This is a genomic window from Tatumella sp. JGM130, assembly GCF_018257525.1.
In the GTDB taxonomy this organism is placed as follows: domain Bacteria; phylum Pseudomonadota; class Gammaproteobacteria; order Enterobacterales; family Enterobacteriaceae; genus Tatumella; species Tatumella punctata.
On the sequence record NZ_JAERJS010000032.1, the window covers coordinates 1 to 18,273 of the forward strand.

Consider the following 18,273-nt stretch of genomic DNA (forward strand, 5'->3'; position numbering starts at 1 on the left):
AACGCACAGAAATGGAAGCCACAAAAGTACCTCAAAAACACCATCATACACTAATCAATAAGTTGGTAGCATTACCTGAAACTCTTGAGGTAGAACTCGGTTCTAGTATTGAAGGGCAAGAAACCGGTTTGTTTGCCGACAAAAAGCAGGCTGCAGTTGCATACAGCAATGCCTTTGCCGCTCATAAACAATCGAATGAAAGTCTAGAAAAACAATTGGGTGATAAAGCGACTAATAAAAACATCGGCATTAAATACAAGCCTGAGCGTTTTGGTGACCAAAACTACACTATTACCAAATTAAAGGCCGATATCACAACTGTTAGTAGCCCTGATTTTCAGCCGTTAACATCAGAGCAAGTGAGCGAGCACCAAAAGCTGATTGATGAAAAGGTTTTGCCTGCAATACCTAAATTTTCTTCACCTCAGCTAAGTTTTTTAAGCTTGGCACAACAAGTTGAAACGCTGGTAACCAAGCCCATCAGTGAGTCTGATAAAATTCAGGCGTTAGTAAAAGATGCTGTACTTAACCGCTGGGTCAATGAAGGTCGTTCTCATCATCGAAATAAGCATAAAAAATGCGCATTTTGTGACAATGAAATTTCGACTGAGCGGTGGGCAGAGCTTGATAAGCACTTTGATGAAGAATCTGAGCTATTAGAAAAGTCGATTGATGCGTTACTTGCTAAAATAGGAACCGAAAATCAAACAGTTCAATCCGCACTCACCATTGATCAATCTGCTTTTTATTCCAAGTTTCACTCACAACTAACTGCCTTAAATTTAAGGTTAAAAGCTGAAACCAAAGACTATCAGCTTGCTTTAGGTAATCTAACCAAGCAACTGAAGGCGCGAAAAGGTGATATTTTAAACGTTAAAGACTATGATAGCCCCGCTGATGGTACCGCGAAACTAACGCAAATCTGGCAGGAATATAGTGACCTTTGCGCTCAATCAGAGTTATTTAGCAGCTCATTAGCTGGCGAACAAACCAAGGCCAGAGCCGACTTGCGATTGAAAGAGGTCGCTGAGTACTTGCTTACGATTGATTACCAAACACAGCTCAATTCAATTGAAATCTTACAGCAAAAAAGAGATGAGGCTGAACAAGCGCAGGCGATTATCAACACGAATATTACCCAAAAACAAGCACAAGTTACGACTAAAAAACGTGAACTGAATGACGAAGAAAAAGGGGCTAAAAAGGTAAATGAATATCTGAATAATTTTTTCGGGCATCAGTTTTTGACGTTGGAGGCTAAAAACGATGAAGGAACAACGCAAGAGGCAAAACGTATTCGGTTTGAAGTGATCCGTGACGGTAAGAAAGCTTATCACCTAAGCGAAGGCGAGTGCAGCTTGCTGGCATTCTGCTACTTTTTGGCCAAGTTGGATGATGTCGCAACCAAAGACTCAAAACCCATTATTTGGATTGATGATCCAATCTCGTCGCTCGATGGTAATCATATTTTCTTTATTTATAGCTTGTTGAATGCGGAAGTGGTCGAAAAGGGAAAATTTGCACAACTTTTTGTTTCAACACACAACCTTGATTTCTTGAAGTATCTGAAGAGACTGAAAGACAATTATCTTAATGCTGAAGGCAGCAAAGTGAAATGTCAGAAAGCTTACTTTGTTGTTGTTAGACAGGATAAAAAATCTACCTTACAGGTCATGCCATCATACTTAAAAGAATATGTGACTGAGTTTAACTACCTGTTCCATCAGATCTATAAATGTGCCTCTCTTGATGCTATCGATGATACTAATTACGTAACCTTTTATAATTTTTCCAACAATGCGAGGAAGTTTTTCGAGATTTATCTCTATTACAAATATCCCGATCAAGGCATGACGCCAGAGACCTTAAGTACATTTTTTGGTGAAGATCGTATTCCGGCGGTCTTAACAGACAGGATTAACAATGAGTATTCTCATCTGTCTGGAGTTTTTGAAAGAGGGGCATCTCCTGTTGAAGTACCAGAAATGCAAACTGTGGCAAGGCAAATTATCGAGCGACTAAAACAAGACAATGAGCAGTTTTCTTCATTAATGAGAAGTGTTGATGAGGCCATTATCTGAAATCATGATTCATGAAAAATTATTATTTTAGAACTATTTTGTCATTTTTTCGAAGGTAACATATGAATGTGATTGAATCGATTTTATAACTATTTTGTCACTTTGTGAAAATCTGATACTAGAGAATGGGCCTTTCAGAGCGATTTATTTTAGATCTATTTTGTCATCCCACAATCTTTTGCGGGCGGATAACTCCCCGCCACTCTGCCTTCCGCTGCCGTCCTGTCACCTGAATCCTCCCCCCGGTACGGAACACCCACATATTTGAGAACGTTTTTTACATTGCAGTTCCTGAGATTCTCCGTAGTCTGGTATTGATTAGATAAATTTTTGTGTTCTGTGGTAGCGGAATACGGTACCCGACGACTTTTAACCGGACAGGCCCGGGGAGCAGATGAAGATTATTAAAATTCTGAAAAGCCCGATGATTGCTGTTTATTGTCTGGCACTGATGGTGGCGCATAACGGGTATCTGATGCTCAGCCCTATCCTTGAGCGGGTGTTGCTGAATGCACCGGAAAAATTCAGGGATTTTCATTCATGGCAGGAGACGCTGAGCTTCCTGGAAACCATGGATATCCCCAGATTTATGATAGGCCTGGTCCTGTTTTGTATGGCCTTTACTCTGTTAATGCGTACCCGTATCGCCTGGTTCAGTTCATTGCTGTTACTGTTTTGCATTGTACTGACGAATGCTTTTATTCTGAAAACCAACCATAGCCAGGTTGTGTATGCCATGTTCACTATTGGCGGCCTGATTGTGTACTGGCGCCATTTTGATAAGCACAGCCTCGGCAGTACCAGTATTTTCGCGGTGGTCAGTATATTATCGCTGATTGTTTACGGCATGCTGGGCACCTTATATCTGGGTGACCAGTTTACTCCGCCGGTGAAAGATCTTCCGACCGCGTTTTATTTTGTTATGGTCTGTATGTCGACGGTCGGTTTTGGCGATATTATTCCCCATACCACCATGGCACGTATGTTTACGCTGACGGTCATTATCTTTGGTATCACTATTTTCGCCGCGTCAGTTGCATCCGTTGCCGGTTCGCTGATTAGCCATAATATTCAACGTATTCTCAAAGGGCGGTTTTCTCACGTGGTACGTAAAAATCATTATATCGTTACCGGATCTTCGGCGCTGGCACAGAGCGTCAGTCAGGGGCTGACCGATGCCGGAGGTGTTGTCACCGTTGTCTGCTATCCGGGAAATAAAACACAGTTTCCGGCCACCACGGATGTGATTGAAGGCGATCCTTCTGCTGTCGCGACACTGGAGCAGGCGGGTGCCTCCAAAGCAAAATATATTGTTGCCCTGATGGATAATGATGCAGACAACGCCTTTGTGGTACTGGCGGCCAAAGAAGTGGGTGGTGAAGACACCAAAACTATTGCGCTGGTCAATGAAAGCCAGAATATGAATAAAATAAAACGGGTTCGTCCTGACGGCGTGTTGTCATTACAGCAACTGGGCAGTGAGATTCTGGTCAGAACACTGAATGGCGATACCATGGACAATAAAATGAATATCAATATATTTTTTAATAGCGCTCAGTCTCCGGATGGCCATAAATCTCCCTGAGCCAGCCACCGTCCGGGGTTCCCCGTAATGCCCCCTGCAGGACAGGCATAAACCGCCGCTTACACTCTGCCAGTTACTGACCCGGTTAATCAGAATCCGCAGTGCCTTTTTCAGAGGATGCGGATTTTTTATTGCCGGTATCTGTGTCAGGGTGCGCTGCCTTTTACCTGAGTAATCACCTCTGGCAGAAGCTAATTCAAGGGTACACGGCCACAGGCCGCGCTGTTGTCGTGCTGAAGCATGATTAAGTATGAATGGATGTACAAATGAAAAAAACCGGTTATTTACTGACAGCCCTGTTACTGGGTTCCCCCTGGCTGACCATGGCTGCAGAGCCGCAGATTGAAGCGGGATTTTCTCCCGAAGGCTCAGCCCGAACACTGGTGCTGGAAACCATCAATTCGGCCCATAGCAGTATTCGTATGCTGGCTTATTCGTTTACGGCCCCGGATATTATGCAGGCATTGGCAAATGCCAGCAAACGCGGGGTGGACATTAAAATAGTGGTCGATGAAAAGGGCAACAAAGGGAAAGCCAGTCTTGCGGCGATGAATTTTATCGTCAATAACGGTATCCCCTTGCGGACAGACCGCCATTATCCGATACAGCATGACAAAACGCTGATTGTTGATGGTCAGACGGTCGAAACCGGCTCTTTTAACTATACGGCCAGCGCCGAAAAACGTAACTCAGAAAATGTAGTGGTGATCCATAACTCTCCTTCCCTGGCGCAGGCTTACCTGAAACACTGGCAGGTACGCTGGGACTACGGGCAGGATTATCAGTCAGCGTACTAATCTCTGAACATTACCCTATCCGGCTCCTGTTCCGGCGGAGCCGGAATCTTTTTCTGTGTGGAATCTGGCGTGCAGTTTGCATAAATGATGCTTTTGCTGAGGACCTGTGATGACCGACTACTTACCCGCGACCCTTCGATTTTTGCAGGCCTCCCGGCAGTGCGAACTTAACAGCCTGCGCTATTTGCTGGGCAGCGGCGAGTTGGTCGGTAAAGTCAGTATATTAATCCATCATCTGCAACGGGAGCGGGGAGCCGTGCATCTGTATCTGTGCAGTGAGGGACCGCAGGCAGCAACAGAATTACGTGACAGAGAACAGGATGCGCTCGGTTCACAACAGGATGTTATACAGTTTCTGGAGAATACACAGATACCGGATCCCTCGCAGCCACAGGCCAGCCGGTTATTTAGCAGTGCGGCGAGGGTTATCTATGCGCTGGGAGTATTACAGGAAACCCGCCAGCAAGTCACTGTCAGAGCAATCCCGCTGGTAAATGCGGCAGAGGGATTTAATGACGCTATCCGGCATTTATTGTCACTGGTCTTTACTGTTTCAGATACCCCGGCAGATCCCGTAATCTCGCAGGCATTAATTGCGTTATTCAGTTTTATGCAGGGCAAAGAGCTGGCGGGACAGGAACGTGCTATTGGGGCTCGTATTTTCAGCCAGCATACCCCGCAAACAGATCATCAGCGCCTGGCGGGAAAGATCATTGATTTGATTGAGCGCCAGGAACAACATTTTGCGACTTTTACTGAGTTCAGCGATCCGCTAAACCGCCAGCAGTGGCTGCAGATGGCTACCGACAGTGAGTTTGAACGGTTACGGCGTGTCGCCTGTACCCGGCGGTCGGTCAGTGATCATGATGCGAGCCAGTACTGGTTCCGGCTGGCAACCCGGCGCATTGATGATATGAAACGGCAGGAAGATAACTTACAGCGCAGCCTGATGCAGTTATGTCGTGAGCGCATTGGTGCCGCGGAGCAGGCCTGTCAGCGCCAGCAGGCCGATATCGATACTCTGAAAAACGCCCTCACGGACAGCGACAGCGGGTTTTCCGTATTTATGGGGGACGGGCAGCAGGTCAGCGGCTGGCTGCCGGGAGAGGGCCTTCAGCCACGGCTGGGGCAGTCCCTGTTATCCCTGTTAGGTCAGCAATCCCGACGGCTTGATGCCCAGAATCAGGAGCTGTCAGGGCTGCGTGAAGCATTACAGCAACGTAAGACAGTTGATAGTGCAAAAAAATTACTGATGCAGCACCGGCAGTTGTCGGAAGATGATGCCTACAAAACCCTGCGTCAGATGGCGATGGATCAGAATAAAAAGATCGCAGAGATAGCTACTGCGCTGCTATCCGTTGCCGGTGTTTTTGCTGACCGGTCGTGAGTCTGTATGCACATAAAAGGTGCGTGTATCGATCACCTCTGGTGCAGATCACCTTCCCCGGCCACAGTCAGTGACTGATGTTTAACCTCAGCAATCTCTTTTTCTGGCCGAAAAAAATCATTTTCCCTAATAAAACAAACGGTTTATTCCCTGTCTCTGCCCGGTCAGCCGACAGATAATCCCGGTCTGGCATGCCGCTTGCTTTATTACAGATGAAAATAGATAGCTCAGTCTCCTGACCAACGGCGGTTAAGGGCACTGAGTACGGATAATGGCGTCCATCACTGCGTAATAAAATACGTGGCGATGGGCGTTTTTTTTTGCCACTGACCGGATACAGAAGGACTGGGTGAATGAGCCATCAGCCAAAAAAAGCCCCGGCACTTTCCCGCCGCACATTTTTACAGGGCACTGCAGCGCTGACAGGCAGTCTGGTATTACCCGGGCTGATGAATAGCGTATGGGCGGCCGGTTCTGATGCACCGGAGCTGAAAACACTGAAGGTCGGTTTTATTCCTCTGACCGATTGTGCATCGGTAGTGATCGCTGCCGCGAAGGGCTTCGATAAAAAATACGGTATCCGGATTGTGCCGGAGAAACAGGCCAGCTGGGCAACAGTGCGGGATAAACTGCTGTCCGGCGAACTGGATGCCGCCCATATTCTGTACGGTGAACTCTGCGGCTTACATATGGGGGTCGCCGGGCCACAAACGCCAATGGCCTGTCTGATGACCATCAACCAGAATGGTCAGGCAATTACTCTGTCGAATCAGTTGCGTGATGCGGGTATTACCAGCCTGTCTGCACTGCAACAGCATATTTCTGCCAATCCTCCCGGTACTTATACCTTTGCTCAGACCTTTCCGACCGGGACCCATGCTATGTGGCTGTATTACTGGCTGGCCACCGCGGGTATCCACCCGTTACAGCAAGTCCGTAGCCTGGTGGTACCCCCGCCGCAGATGGTGGTCAATATGAAAATCGGCAATATGCAGGGTTGCTGTGTGGGTGAACCCTGGAATCAGCGGGCGATTAACGAAAATACCGGTTTCACGCTGGCTACCTCGCAGCAGATCTGGCCGGACCATCCGGAGAAGGTTCTCGGCACCTGCGGCGACTGGGTCACGGCACACCCGGCCAGTGCCCGGGCACTAACTGCGGCGGTACTGGAGGCTGCCCGCTGGATAGATGCCAGTGAGGCTAACCGGCGTGAAACGGCACAAATCATCGCCGGGCGTGCGTTTATCAATACAGATGCCAGCATCATTACCGGTCGCATGCTCGGCCGCTATGAAAACGGGCTGGGGCAGCAGTGGCAGGATACCCATGGCATGCGTTTCTACCATGATGGTGAAGTCAGTTTTCCCTGGTTGTCCGATGCCATGTGGTTTCTGACCCAGCACCGGCGCTGGGGATTACTGAAAACCGACCCGGATTACCAGGCGGTCGCACGACAGATCAATCGTATCGATATCTATAAACAAGCCGCCGCCGCAGTCGGCAATATCCCGTTACCGGGCAGTGATATGCGCAGCAGCGTACTGATGGATGGTAAACGCTGGGATGGCAGCGATCCGGTCGGTTATCTCAACAGTTTCAGTATTCAACAACCCGCGAGGTCATGATGGCACAACAGTCTGAAATCACTCCGGCGGCAGTTGCGCCGGTTCCTGCGGTAAGGTCTTTGCGGCGGCCGGCGCTGTTACTGCGGCGTATTTTGCGGCGAGTCTTTGCCGGGACTCTGGGCCTGCTGTTATTACTGGCTGGCTGGCAAATCGTTGCTCTGAACAGTCATGGTTTTCCGACCCCTGCCCAGACCTGGCAGTCAGCAATACCGGTCTTTGCCCACCCGTTTTATATCGCCGGGCCGAATGACCAGGGTATTGGCTGGAACGTGCTGGCATCGTTACAGCGCGTGGCGATCGGTTTTGGCCTGGCTGCACTGGTCGGAATACCGGTCGGCTTTCTGACAGGCCGTTTCCGGTTTATTGCCGATATGCTGAATCCGGTGATTTCGTTATTACGTCCGGTCAGCCCGCTGGCCTGGTTACCGATCGGCTTGCTGATTTTTCAGCGATCGGACCCGGCATCCTATTGGACTATTTTTATCTGCTCCGTGTGGCCAATGATCCTCAACACTGCTGACGGGGTACGGCGCATTCCTGATGATTACCTGAATGTAGCCAGGGTATTACGCCTGTCTGAGCTTACGGTGATCCGCAAAATCGTATTTCCGGCCGTATTACCCGACATCCTGACCGGGATGCGCCTGTCTATTGGTATTGCCTGGCTGGTGATTGTAGCAGCCGAAATGCTGACCGGCGGGATGGGTATCGGTTTCTGGATCTGGAACGAATGGAACAACCTGAATGTTGAGCACATCATTATCGCCATCTTTGTTATCGGGCTGGTCGGGCTGTTACTTGAGCAGCTACTGATGTGGCTTGCACGTTGTTTTAGCTATGAAAAACGTTAAGGAGACCATCATGCCTGCCAACCCGATTATCCAGGTGCAGCAAGTCAGTCAGCAATTTTCTACCGCCAGCGGAGACTTTCTGGCGCTGGACAATGTCAGTTTTGATATCGCGGCCGGTGAGTGTATCAGCCTGATAGGTCACTCCGGCTGCGGAAAGTCGACCTTACTGAACCTGATTGCCGGACTGACATTTCCCACCCGCGGCGGACTGCTCTGTAATAACCGGGAGATCGACGGGCCGGGACCTGAGCGTGCGGTGGTATTTCAGAACCATTCATTACTCCCGTGGCTGACCAGCTACGAAAACGTAGCTCTGGCTGTCAGTCAGGTTTTTCGCCGACAAATGAGTAAAGGGGAAATGAAAGACTGGATCATGCATAACCTGCGGTTAGTCCATATGGAGCACGCTGCCGCTAAACGGCCGGATGAAATATCCGGCGGCATGAAGCAACGGATAGGTATTGCCCGGGCGCTGGCGATGAAACCGTCGGTGCTGCTGATGGATGAACCTTTCGGTGCGCTGGATGCCCTGACCCGGGCCCATTTACAGGATGCGGTAATGGATATCCGGCAGCAGCTGCAGACCACCATTGTACTGATTACCCATGATGTTGATGAAGCGGTCCTGCTTTCTGACAGGGTATTGATGATGACTAACGGGCCTGCGGCGAGAGTCGGGGAAGTGATGACTGTTGCGCTGGAACGTCCCCGTTCACGGGTTTCTCTGGCGAATGACCCCCGCTATCAGCAGTACCGTCAGCAGGTGTTGCAATTCCTGTATGAAAAACAACCCAAAGCTGCCTGAGCCGGGGCAGGGCGTCCGTGGATAACAGCAGCCAGTGGCTGCGGGAGAGTAGCAATATGAGTAAGCCGGTACTGGTCGTTATCGGACATGGCATGGTGGGACACTATTTTCTGGAACAGCTGGCAGAGCGCGGGTTGCATAAACAGTATCAGATAGTGGTGTTCGGTGAAGAACAATATCCGGCGTATGATCGGGTGCATCTGACGGAGTACTTTACCGGCCGTAGTGCCGAATCATTATCGCTGGTAAAAGACGGTTTTTTTGCGGAAACCGGTATCGAGTTACGCAGCCACTGTCAGGTGACCGGTATCGATCCTCTGGCACGTATTGTGACGGACTCACAAGGGCACCGGCAGGCCTATAGCCAGCTGGTACTGGCAACCGGATCCTATGCCTTTGTCCCGCCGATAACTGGCCATCAGCGGCCGGGATGCCTGGTCTACCGGACTCTGGATGATCTTGATGCAATAGCACAGCAGGCCGCTGACGCCCGCTGCGGAGTGGTAATCGGTGGCGGATTACTGGGGCTGGAAGCCGCAAATGCCTTATTACAGGCCGGACTGGAAACGCATGTAGTGGAGTTTTCTCCGCGGCTGATGGCCGTACAACTGGATGATGATGGCGCAAAAATGTTGCAGCAAAAAATTACTGCACTTGGCGTCCGGGTACATACCTCCATGCAGACACTCAGTATTACCGATGGCACACACGCCCGGCACCGCCTGAGCTTTGCTGATGGCAGTGAACTGGAAACTGATCTGGTACTGTTTTCGGCGGGAATTCGCCCACGGGATGAACTGGCGACCCTTGCCGGGCTGCAGAAAGGACCACGTGGCGGCATCATTATTAATGATTACTGTCAGACCTCAGATCCGTCGGTGTCGGCGATAGGGGAATGTGCCCTCTGGCAGGGGACAATATTCGGGCTGGTCGCCCCCGGTTATCAGATGGCGCGATGCCTGGCAGACCGTTTAGCTATGATCGACACCCCGTTTAGCGGGGCAGATATGAGTACCAAACTGAAGTTACTGGGGGTTGATGTTGCCTCCCTTGGTGATGCTCACGGGAGCACTGCCGGCAGCCAGAGCTACCAGTGGACCGACGGCCCGGCACAGATTTATAAAAAAATAGTCGTCTCCGCGGACGGAGCATCCCTGCTCGGGGCAGTGCTGGTCGGCGACAGTAGCGATTACAGTCAGTTATTACAACGGATGCTCAATGGAATAGCCCTGCCCGATCATCCTGAAAGTCTGATTTTACCGGCGACAACGGGAGAAAGCTGTGGCGGACCGGGCGTTGCCCTGTTACCGGAAACCGCACAAATTTGTTCCTGCCATAATGTCACTAAAGGGGATATCTCTGCTGCCGTTATCGGCGGATGCGGTGATCTCAGCAGCCTGAAAGCCTGTACTAAGGCCGGCACAGGTTGCGGCGGTTGTGTCCCTCTGCTGAAACAGGTGATGGAACATGAACTGACAGCACTAGGCGTTGAAGTTAAAAAAGATATCTGCAGTCATTTTGCGTTCTCACGTCAGGAGCTTTATCACCTGGTCAGGGTAAATAACCTGCGCTCATTTGATCAATTACGCCGTCAGTTCGGGCGGGGACAGGGCTGTGAAATTTGCAAACCGCTGGTCGCATCAATCCTGGCATCCTGCTGGAACGATTATTTGTTGTCAGCGGATCATCTGGCATTGCAGGACACAAATGATCGCTTCTTCGGCAATATCCAGAAAGACGGCACATACTCCGTGGTTCCACGGATACCGGCCGGTGAAATTACGCCACAAGGGCTGATTACCCTGGGTCAGGTCGCTCAGCGCTACAACCTGTACACCAAGATCACCGGCGGACAGCGGGTCGATTTATTCGGTGCGCGGCTGGAACAGTTACCGGATATCTGGCGTGAATTACTGGACGCCGGTTTTGAGACGGGGCATGCCTACGGTAAATCTCTGCGTACAGTTAAATCCTGTGTCGGATCCACCTGGTGCCGTTACGGTGTACAGGATTCGACCCGTTTAGCTATCCGCCTGGAAGAACGTTATAAGGGGCTGCGCTCTCCGCATAAAATTAAAATGGCAGTATCAGGATGCACCCGTGAGTGTGCGGAGGCTCAGGGCAAAGATATTGGTGTGATTGCTACCGATAAAGGCTGGAATCTGTATGTCTGCGGGAATGGCGGTATGAAACCCCGTCATGCGGATCTGCTGGCATCGGACCTGGAAACCGGGGAGTTAATTCGAATTATCGACAGGGTACTGATGTTTTATATCCGTACTGCCGATCGTTTACAGCGTACCAGTAACTGGCTGGATAACCTTGACGGGGGGATTAGCTACCTGAGAGAGGTCATTTTGCAGGACAGTCTGGGGCTGGGAGAAACTCTGGACAGTGAAATGCAGCGGGTGGTATCAGCCTACCAGTGTGAATGGAAAACTACGCTCAACAATCCGCAGTATATGCAGTTATTCCGTCCGTTTATTAACAGTCATCAGCCGGATGAAGGCGTGGTCATGGTGCCGGATCGCGGGCAAATTCGTCCGGCGCTGGCGGAAGAGAAAGAGCGTCCCGTCTCCCGCAGTTTACCGGTGAATGAATGGGTAACTGTCGGTCAACTGTCTGATATACCAGTTAATACCGGAATTGCTGCCCGGCTGGGAGATCAGCAAATAGCATTATTTCGCCTGGGGGATGACCAGCCGGTGGTCTACGCCCTGGATAATCAGGAACCCGGCAGTGGTGCCAATGTGCTGGCGCGCGGGTTAGTTGGTGACGAAGACGGCACGGCTCTGGTGATCTCTCCCCTGTATAAAAAGCGTCTGCGCCTGACGGATGGTGTCAGTCCCGATGACAGTTCGGTCAGTGTGCGTTGCTGGCCGGTGCGGCTGGAAAACGGGGCTATCTGTGTCAATTGTCAGCCGATGGTTGTGTCTGAGCCTCCGGCAATAGAGACGCAGTCCTGAGGGACCTTAGCGCGGAGATATTTTCTGATGATAAATACAAATCTGTACCTGCCGCTGGCCCCCTCCGGCCAGCCGGTTATTCCGGGAGAAGTCTGGCTGGTGGGTGCCGGCCCCGGAGATGCTGAACTGCTGACGCTGAAAGCCTTACGGGTGATCCGGCAGGCGGATGTTGTGGTGCATGACCGGCTGGTATCGGCAGATATTATGGCCCTGGTCCCCGCCACGGTACGCTGTATTGATGTCGGGAAATCACGCGGTAATCATCGCCTTTCCCGGCCGCAGATTAACCAGTTACTTGGTGAACTGGCCTGTGCCGGCCAGCGGGTTATCCGGCTGAAAGGCGGAGATCCTTTTATTTTTGGTCGCGGTGGCGAGGAGCTTGAAGCCCTGCAACAGGCGGGGATCCCCTGCCATATTATCCCCGGAATTACGGCGGCGACCGGTTGTGCGGCGGCTGTCGGCTTACCATTAACTCACCGCGACTGTGCACAGTCACTGCGCTTGATTACCGCACATACCCGGTGCGGGGATGAACTCTGTGAGGATATCTCGCTGGCTTCGTCGGGTCAGACACTGGTGTTCTATATGGGGCTGGGCCACAGTATCGCCCTTTGTCAGCGTCTTATGGCTCTGGGACTGGCGGGTGATATGCCGCTGGCCATTATAGAAAAAGGGACGTTACCGGAGCAGCGGCTGCTGATCGGAACAGTACAGACATTACCGGCGCTGTTGGCACGTTATCAGCCACAGCCGCCGGGGGTATTGATCGTCGGTAAAGTCGTGGCGTATTGCCGGGCCCCTGCATTGCGGGTTACTTCGCCGGAGCTGGACAGCAATGTGGTTAATCATGTCGCGGCCTGATGGTCGCAGGACTGGCGGAGCAGATAACGATGGATGCGGAAGTTAAACAGGTAAAAAGTGTCTGCCCTTATTGCGGGGTTGGCTGCGGCATTGTGATGCAGGTTGAAGATAACCGGGTGATCCGTGTCAGCGGCGATAAACAACATCCGGCGAACCAGGGAAAATTATGTACCAAAGGCCTGACTTGTGCCGCAGCACTGAATGCTGCGGGCCGGCTGACACAGGCGTTTCTGCGCACCGATCGGCAGCAGGATCCGGTACAGACGGAAATAACGGTGGCTATCAGCGAAACGGCACGGCGTCTGAAAGCCATTATTGCCCGCCACGGCCCCGGGGCCGTGGCGATGTATGTGTCCGGACAGATGTCCCTCGAAGCCCAGTATCTGGCAAATAAGCTGGCGAAAGGATTTATTACCACGCCCTTTATCGAGTCAAATTCACGATTATGTATGGCCAGTGCAGGCAGTGGTTATAAACAGTCACTCGGGGCAGACGGCCCGCCGGGGTCTTACCAGGATTTTGAACACGCAGAGCTTTTTCTGGTGATCGGAGCCAATATGGCGGACTGTCACCCGATCCTTTTCCTGCGGATGATGGCGCGGGTCAACGCCGGGGCGAAGCTGATTGTGGTGGATACCCGGCGAACAGCAACAGCGGAGAAAGCCAGTCTGTTTCTGCAACTGAAGCCCGGCAGCGACCTGGTATTACTGAACGGGTTGTTACAACTGCTGGTCAGTCAGGGCAAAACCGATGCTGAGTTTATTGCCCGCTATACCAGAGGCTGGGAGCAGATGCCGGACTTTCTGGCAGATTATCCCCCGGAAACCGTCGCCGCGGCTACCGGACTGGCACAACAGGATATTTTGCTGGCAGCCCGCTGGCTGGCAGAGTCATCCGCCTGGATGAGTTGCTGGACGATGGGGCTGAACCAGAGTGTGCAGGGGACCATGAATACCAGTGCATTATGTAATCTGCACCTGGCAACCGGAACCCTGTGTCGCCCGGGGTGCGGGCCATTTTCTCTGACCGGCCAGCCTAATGCGATGGGGGGCCGGGAAATGGGGTATATGGGAAGCGGGTTGCCGGGCCAGCGGTCATTGCTGGTGGCAGACGACCGCCGGTTTACGGAATCTGTCTGGGGGCTGGCTGCCGGGACGCTGCCGACCGATGGCGGTCACGGGACCGTTGATATGTTTGAGCAGATGGCAGCTGGCAGTATTAAAGCCTGCTGGATTATCTGTACCAATCCTGCCGCCAGTATGGCGAACCGGCAGCAGGTAATCCGCGGGCTGGAACAGGCAGAGCTGGTGATCACCCAGGATGCTTTTCTTGAGACAGAAACCAATCGTTATGCGGATATTTTACTCCCCGGCGCACTGTGGGCCGAAGCGGAAGGCGTCATGGTAAACTCAGAGCGTAATCTGACCCTGATGCAACCCGCCGTCACCCCGCCGGGAGATGTACTGGCGGACTGGCAGATTATTGCACGGGTGGCCTGTGAAATGGGCTTCCGCAACGATTTTGATTACGCATCAGCAGAAGACGTATTCCTTGAAATTCAGAAGTTTAATAATCCGGCTACCGGCTATGATCTGCGAGGTATCAGCTATCCGCGGCTGAAAGAGGGGCCGGTTCAGTGGCCATCATCACCGGGGGATACGCAATCCCGTCATCCGCTGCGCTATCTGCAGCAGCAGGAAGCTTCCCGCGGGCATAAGGCCGCGGAGATTATCTTCCCAGCTCCCGACGGGCGAGCCATATTTCATTGCTGCCGCGAGTCTGAACCGGCTGAGATGCCTGATGACCAGTTTCCGTTTATTCTGAATACGGGACGTTTACAGCATCAGTGGCATACGCTTACCAAAACCGGGCGGATCCCGGAACTTAACCGCCTGAATCCGGCTCCTTTTATCGAGCTTCATCCGCAGGATGCTAAGCGGTTAACTATTCAGCCACAACAACCGGTGGAAATTCGCTCGCGGCGTGGTCTGGCTATTTTACCGGCACAGATCAGTGATCGGGTACTGCCGGGCAGCTGTTTTGCCCCGTTCCACTGGGGAGATGTTTTTGGTGAAAAGCTGTCGGTGAATTCCCTGACCAGTGATGCAGTTGATCCCGTATCGCTCCAGCCGGCACTGAAATATTGTGCAATTTCGTTAACCCCGGTCGTTACCGGCCAGAGTGCAGATGCCCGGCAGGTCAGCCCTGAGCCGGTCGCGGAGGCTGTTATGACAGAGACAACTACGGCGGCGGACCTGTTTGCCGGCCAGCTGGCGGCCGGGTCCCCGTTATCAGCAGCGTTAAGCAGGGAAGAACATCAGTATCTGCAGGGGTTTCTCAGCGGTCTGCGCCTCAGCCCGCCCGATACCCGCAGCGGGGTACCGGTATTACCCGTGGCCGCGCCCCTGAGTGACCATTCCCGGTTATGGATTGACGGCATGCTGGCCGGATTATATGCCCGCAGCCCGTTGCCTGCAGGGCTGACTGTCCCCGCCAGTGAGCCGTCGGCACAGGTATGGATCTTGTGGAGTTCCACGACCGGCAATGCCGGCGCGCTGGCGACACAGTGTGAACAGCAGTTGCAGCAGGCAGGAATAACAGTGCGTTGTGATTGTCTTGCTGAGGTGACGCCAGCACAGCTGGCGAGCGGCGGCAACATTCTGCTGGTGGTCAGTACCTTTGGGGACGGTGATCCGCCGGACAGTGGTGTCTCGTTCTGGCAGGCATTATCTGCCGACTCTGCGCCCTCACTGTCTGCGGTCAGTTTTTCGGTACTGGCGCTGGGGGACAGCAGTTATCTCCGGTTCTGTGGTTTTGGTCGTCAGCTGGATGCCCGTTTGTCAGCGCTGGGGGCTACCCGTCTGAAAGAGCGTCATGAATGTGATGCTGATGATTTTCTGCCTGCCCGCCAGTGGCTGGCACAGCTACAGCCTCTGTTAGGTCGGGGGGAAACACCCGTCACACAGCCCGCGGTCAGTGGTCTCAGCGGCGCGTTACATGCCCCCGCGGTGGTGACTGAAAAGTATCATCGTGATAATCCCTGCCGTGCGCTGCTGACGGGTAACCGGTTACTGAGTGGTCCGGGATCGCAAAAAGAAACCCGGCAAATTATTCTGTCGGTTGACGGGGCTGATATGCCTTATCAGCCAGGGGATTCCCTCGGCGTCTGGCCACAGAATGCCCCCCGTCGGGTGATGGCTATACTGTCAGCGTTACAGTTGGATCCACAACAGAAGGTAGTTTTACCTTCTCAGCAATCGGTGTGCTTGCAGGCGGCATTGTCTGACTATACTGACCTGTCGGTAGTCAGCCGCGAGCTGGCCGAATATATCGGTGAGCATGCGGTCAGCGGAGCATTCCCGCCACAGCTGCGTCAGTTACTGAATGCTGACAGTAACGACTGGCAGCAACAGTACCGGGTCCCTGAACTGCTACAGGCCTTCCCGGCCCGGCTGGATGCAGAGACGTTTATTCAGCATCTCCGGCCGATGCGGCCAAGAATGTACTCTATATCATCGAGCCCGTTACTCACCCCGGACGAAATTCACCTCACCGTTTCGGTAGTACGTCAGGGCAGTGACGGCGCCGGTGATGGTCTCTGTTCGGCATTTCTGGCAGACAGTGCTATCGGCCGGGAGATTCCGGTATTTGTCAGAAAGTCCGCTGCTTTCCGGCCTCCTGCAGAGGGGGCAACAGCGTTAATTATGATTGGCCCGGGGACAGGAATTGCGCCGTTCCGCGCTTTTTTACAACACCGGCAGGCAACATGTGCCACCGGAGAAAACTGGTTATTTTTTGGCGAGCAGCACGCCGGGAGCGAGTTTTATTATCACAGAGAACTGGAAGGCTTCCGCCGGGCAGGGTACCTTCACCGGCTGGATACAGCATTTTCCCGTGATCAGCCGCAGAAAATATATGTTCAGCACCGGATGCTGGAACAGGGAAAACAGCTCTGGCAATGGCTGTCTGCAGGGGCAACGCTCTGTGTTTGTGGTGATGCGGACAGAATGGCAAAAGAGGTACATCAGACGTTACTGCAAATTATCCGGGAACACGGCCGGATGAAAAGTCAGCAGGCGGAACAGTGGCTGTCAGGCCTCGCCCGCCAGCAGCGTTACTTGCGGGATATTTACTGAGTCTCGCAGACCGCGATGGTTTTTCGGCCGAAAAATCCGGCATTAATAAGCAAAATAAAGCATATGCTTATTTCGGGTTTGGTTACTCTTTATTTATTATTTTATGTTTAAAAACATAACGTTCAGTATGAGTTCATTAACAATGAGTCATCTGAGGCTGTAATGATAAAGAATACGCTGTCGGTCGTTATTGCCGGACTAATTGCCGGTGCACTGGTTGCCCCGGTAACAGCCAGTGCTGAAGGGAACATCAGTATTGCTCAGCAATTTGGTATTGGTTATTTATTGCTGGATGTGGTGCGTGACCAGCATCTGATAGAGCAGCAAGGTAAGAAAGAAGGTCTGGATATTAAGGTTGACTGGCGAACCCTGTCCGGTGCCACAACAATGAATGAAGCCGTACTGACCGGTGCGCTGGATGTCGCTGCCGCCGGGGTTCCTGCCATGTTAACTGTCTGGGACCGGACATATGGTCACCAGAATGTAAAAGCTATTGCTGCCCTTGGATCTATGCCCGGCTATTTACTCAGTAATAATCCTGCTGTGAAAAGTATTCACGACCTGAGTGAAAAAGACCGGATTGCTGCACCGGCTGCCGGGGTCGGCTTTCAGTCCAGGACATTACAGATTGCGACTGCTGAGTTATATGGTAATAAAGCCTATAACCGGTTTGATAATATCACTGTCAGCCTGCCGCATCCCGATGCGACTGTGGCGCTGATCTCCGGAAAATCTGAAATTACCGCACATTTCTCCAGCCCGCCGTTTCAGTATCAGGAATTAGATCATCCGGGTATCCACAAAATCCTCAGTTCATATGATGTTCTCGGGGGGCCGGGATCATTTAACGTTCTGTATACCACGCAAAAATTTCATGATGAAAATCCTGAGACCTATCAGGCGTTTTATAACGCTTTAGTACAAGCGGCTGAATATGTAGAAAAGAATAAAGACGATGCTGCACGTATTTATATCCGTCAGGAAAATTCACATTTACCCCTGTCATTAATCGAAAAAATTATTAATGACCCGCAAAACCACTTCACGGTATCCCCGGAACGGACGTATGTCTATGCCGATAAGCTGAATCAGCTTGGAGTATTAAAACATCATGCCGCCAGCTGGAAAGATTATTTTTTTAGTGAAGCACAGGTCAACCCGGGCAGTTAATCACAGTCA

Annotated in this window: 11 protein-coding genes; all 11 read left to right on the forward strand. The window is 51.9% G+C overall.

Annotated features, from left to right (window positions below):
* Positions 1–2,081 (forward strand): AAA family ATPase (locus JK211_RS13495; protein WP_212709193.1); only part of this gene is annotated, 2,081 nt, incomplete at its 5' end.
* A 394-nt stretch (positions 2,082–2,475) separates the two neighbouring features.
* Positions 2,476–3,666: a voltage-gated potassium channel protein gene (kch, locus tag JK211_RS13500; RefSeq protein WP_212709194.1), complete on the forward strand. Its 1,191-nt coding sequence runs from the start codon at positions 2,476–2,478 to the stop codon at positions 3,664–3,666.
* A gap of 266 nt (positions 3,667–3,932) precedes the next feature.
* Positions 3,933–4,463: a phospholipase D family protein gene (locus JK211_RS13505; RefSeq protein WP_212709195.1), complete on the forward strand. Its 531-nt coding sequence runs from the start codon at positions 3,933–3,935 to the stop codon at positions 4,461–4,463.
* 109 nt (positions 4,464–4,572) lie between these two features.
* Positions 4,573–5,850 (forward strand): nitrate regulatory protein, encoded by a 1,278-nt coding sequence (locus JK211_RS13510; protein WP_212709196.1) that lies wholly within the window; start codon positions 4,573–4,575, stop codon positions 5,848–5,850.
* 353 nt (positions 5,851–6,203) lie between these two features.
* Positions 6,204–7,475 (forward strand): CmpA/NrtA family ABC transporter substrate-binding protein, encoded by a 1,272-nt coding sequence (locus JK211_RS13515; RefSeq protein ID WP_212709197.1) that lies wholly within the window; start codon positions 6,204–6,206, stop codon positions 7,473–7,475.
* The gene (ntrB, locus tag JK211_RS13520) at positions 7,475–8,326 is read left to right on the forward strand and encodes a nitrate ABC transporter permease (protein WP_249213371.1); all 852 of its coding nucleotides are present in this window, start codon (positions 7,475–7,477) and stop codon (positions 8,324–8,326) included. The genes JK211_RS13515 and ntrB overlap by 1 nt, the downstream gene beginning before the upstream one ends.
* A 10-nt stretch (positions 8,327–8,336) precedes the next feature.
* A complete protein-coding gene (locus tag JK211_RS13525) occupies positions 8,337–9,131 on the forward strand; it encodes an ABC transporter ATP-binding protein (protein ID WP_212709199.1) in 795 nt (264 codons plus the stop codon).
* A 17-nt stretch (positions 9,132–9,148) separates the two neighbouring features.
* Positions 9,149–12,097: a nitrite reductase large subunit NirB gene (nirB, locus tag JK211_RS13530; RefSeq protein ID WP_343877286.1), complete on the forward strand. Its 2,949-nt coding sequence runs from the start codon at positions 9,149–9,151 to the stop codon at positions 12,095–12,097.
* A gap of 27 nt (positions 12,098–12,124) precedes the next feature.
* Positions 12,125–12,958: a uroporphyrinogen-III C-methyltransferase gene (gene cobA / locus JK211_RS13535; protein ID WP_212709200.1), complete on the forward strand. Its 834-nt coding sequence runs from the start codon at positions 12,125–12,127 to the stop codon at positions 12,956–12,958.
* Positions 12,958–17,094 (forward strand): bifunctional nitrate reductase/sulfite reductase flavoprotein subunit alpha, encoded by a 4,137-nt coding sequence (locus tag JK211_RS13540; RefSeq protein WP_249213806.1) that lies wholly within the window; start codon positions 12,958–12,960, stop codon positions 17,092–17,094. The genes cobA and JK211_RS13540 overlap by 1 nt, the downstream gene beginning before the upstream one ends.
* Before the next feature lie 162 nt (positions 17,095–17,256).
* Positions 17,257–18,264, forward strand: coding sequence for an ABC transporter substrate-binding protein (locus JK211_RS13545; protein ID WP_212709201.1), 1,008 nt, complete (start codon positions 17,257–17,259; stop codon positions 18,262–18,264).
* Positions 18,265–18,273: the final 9 nt, after the last annotated feature.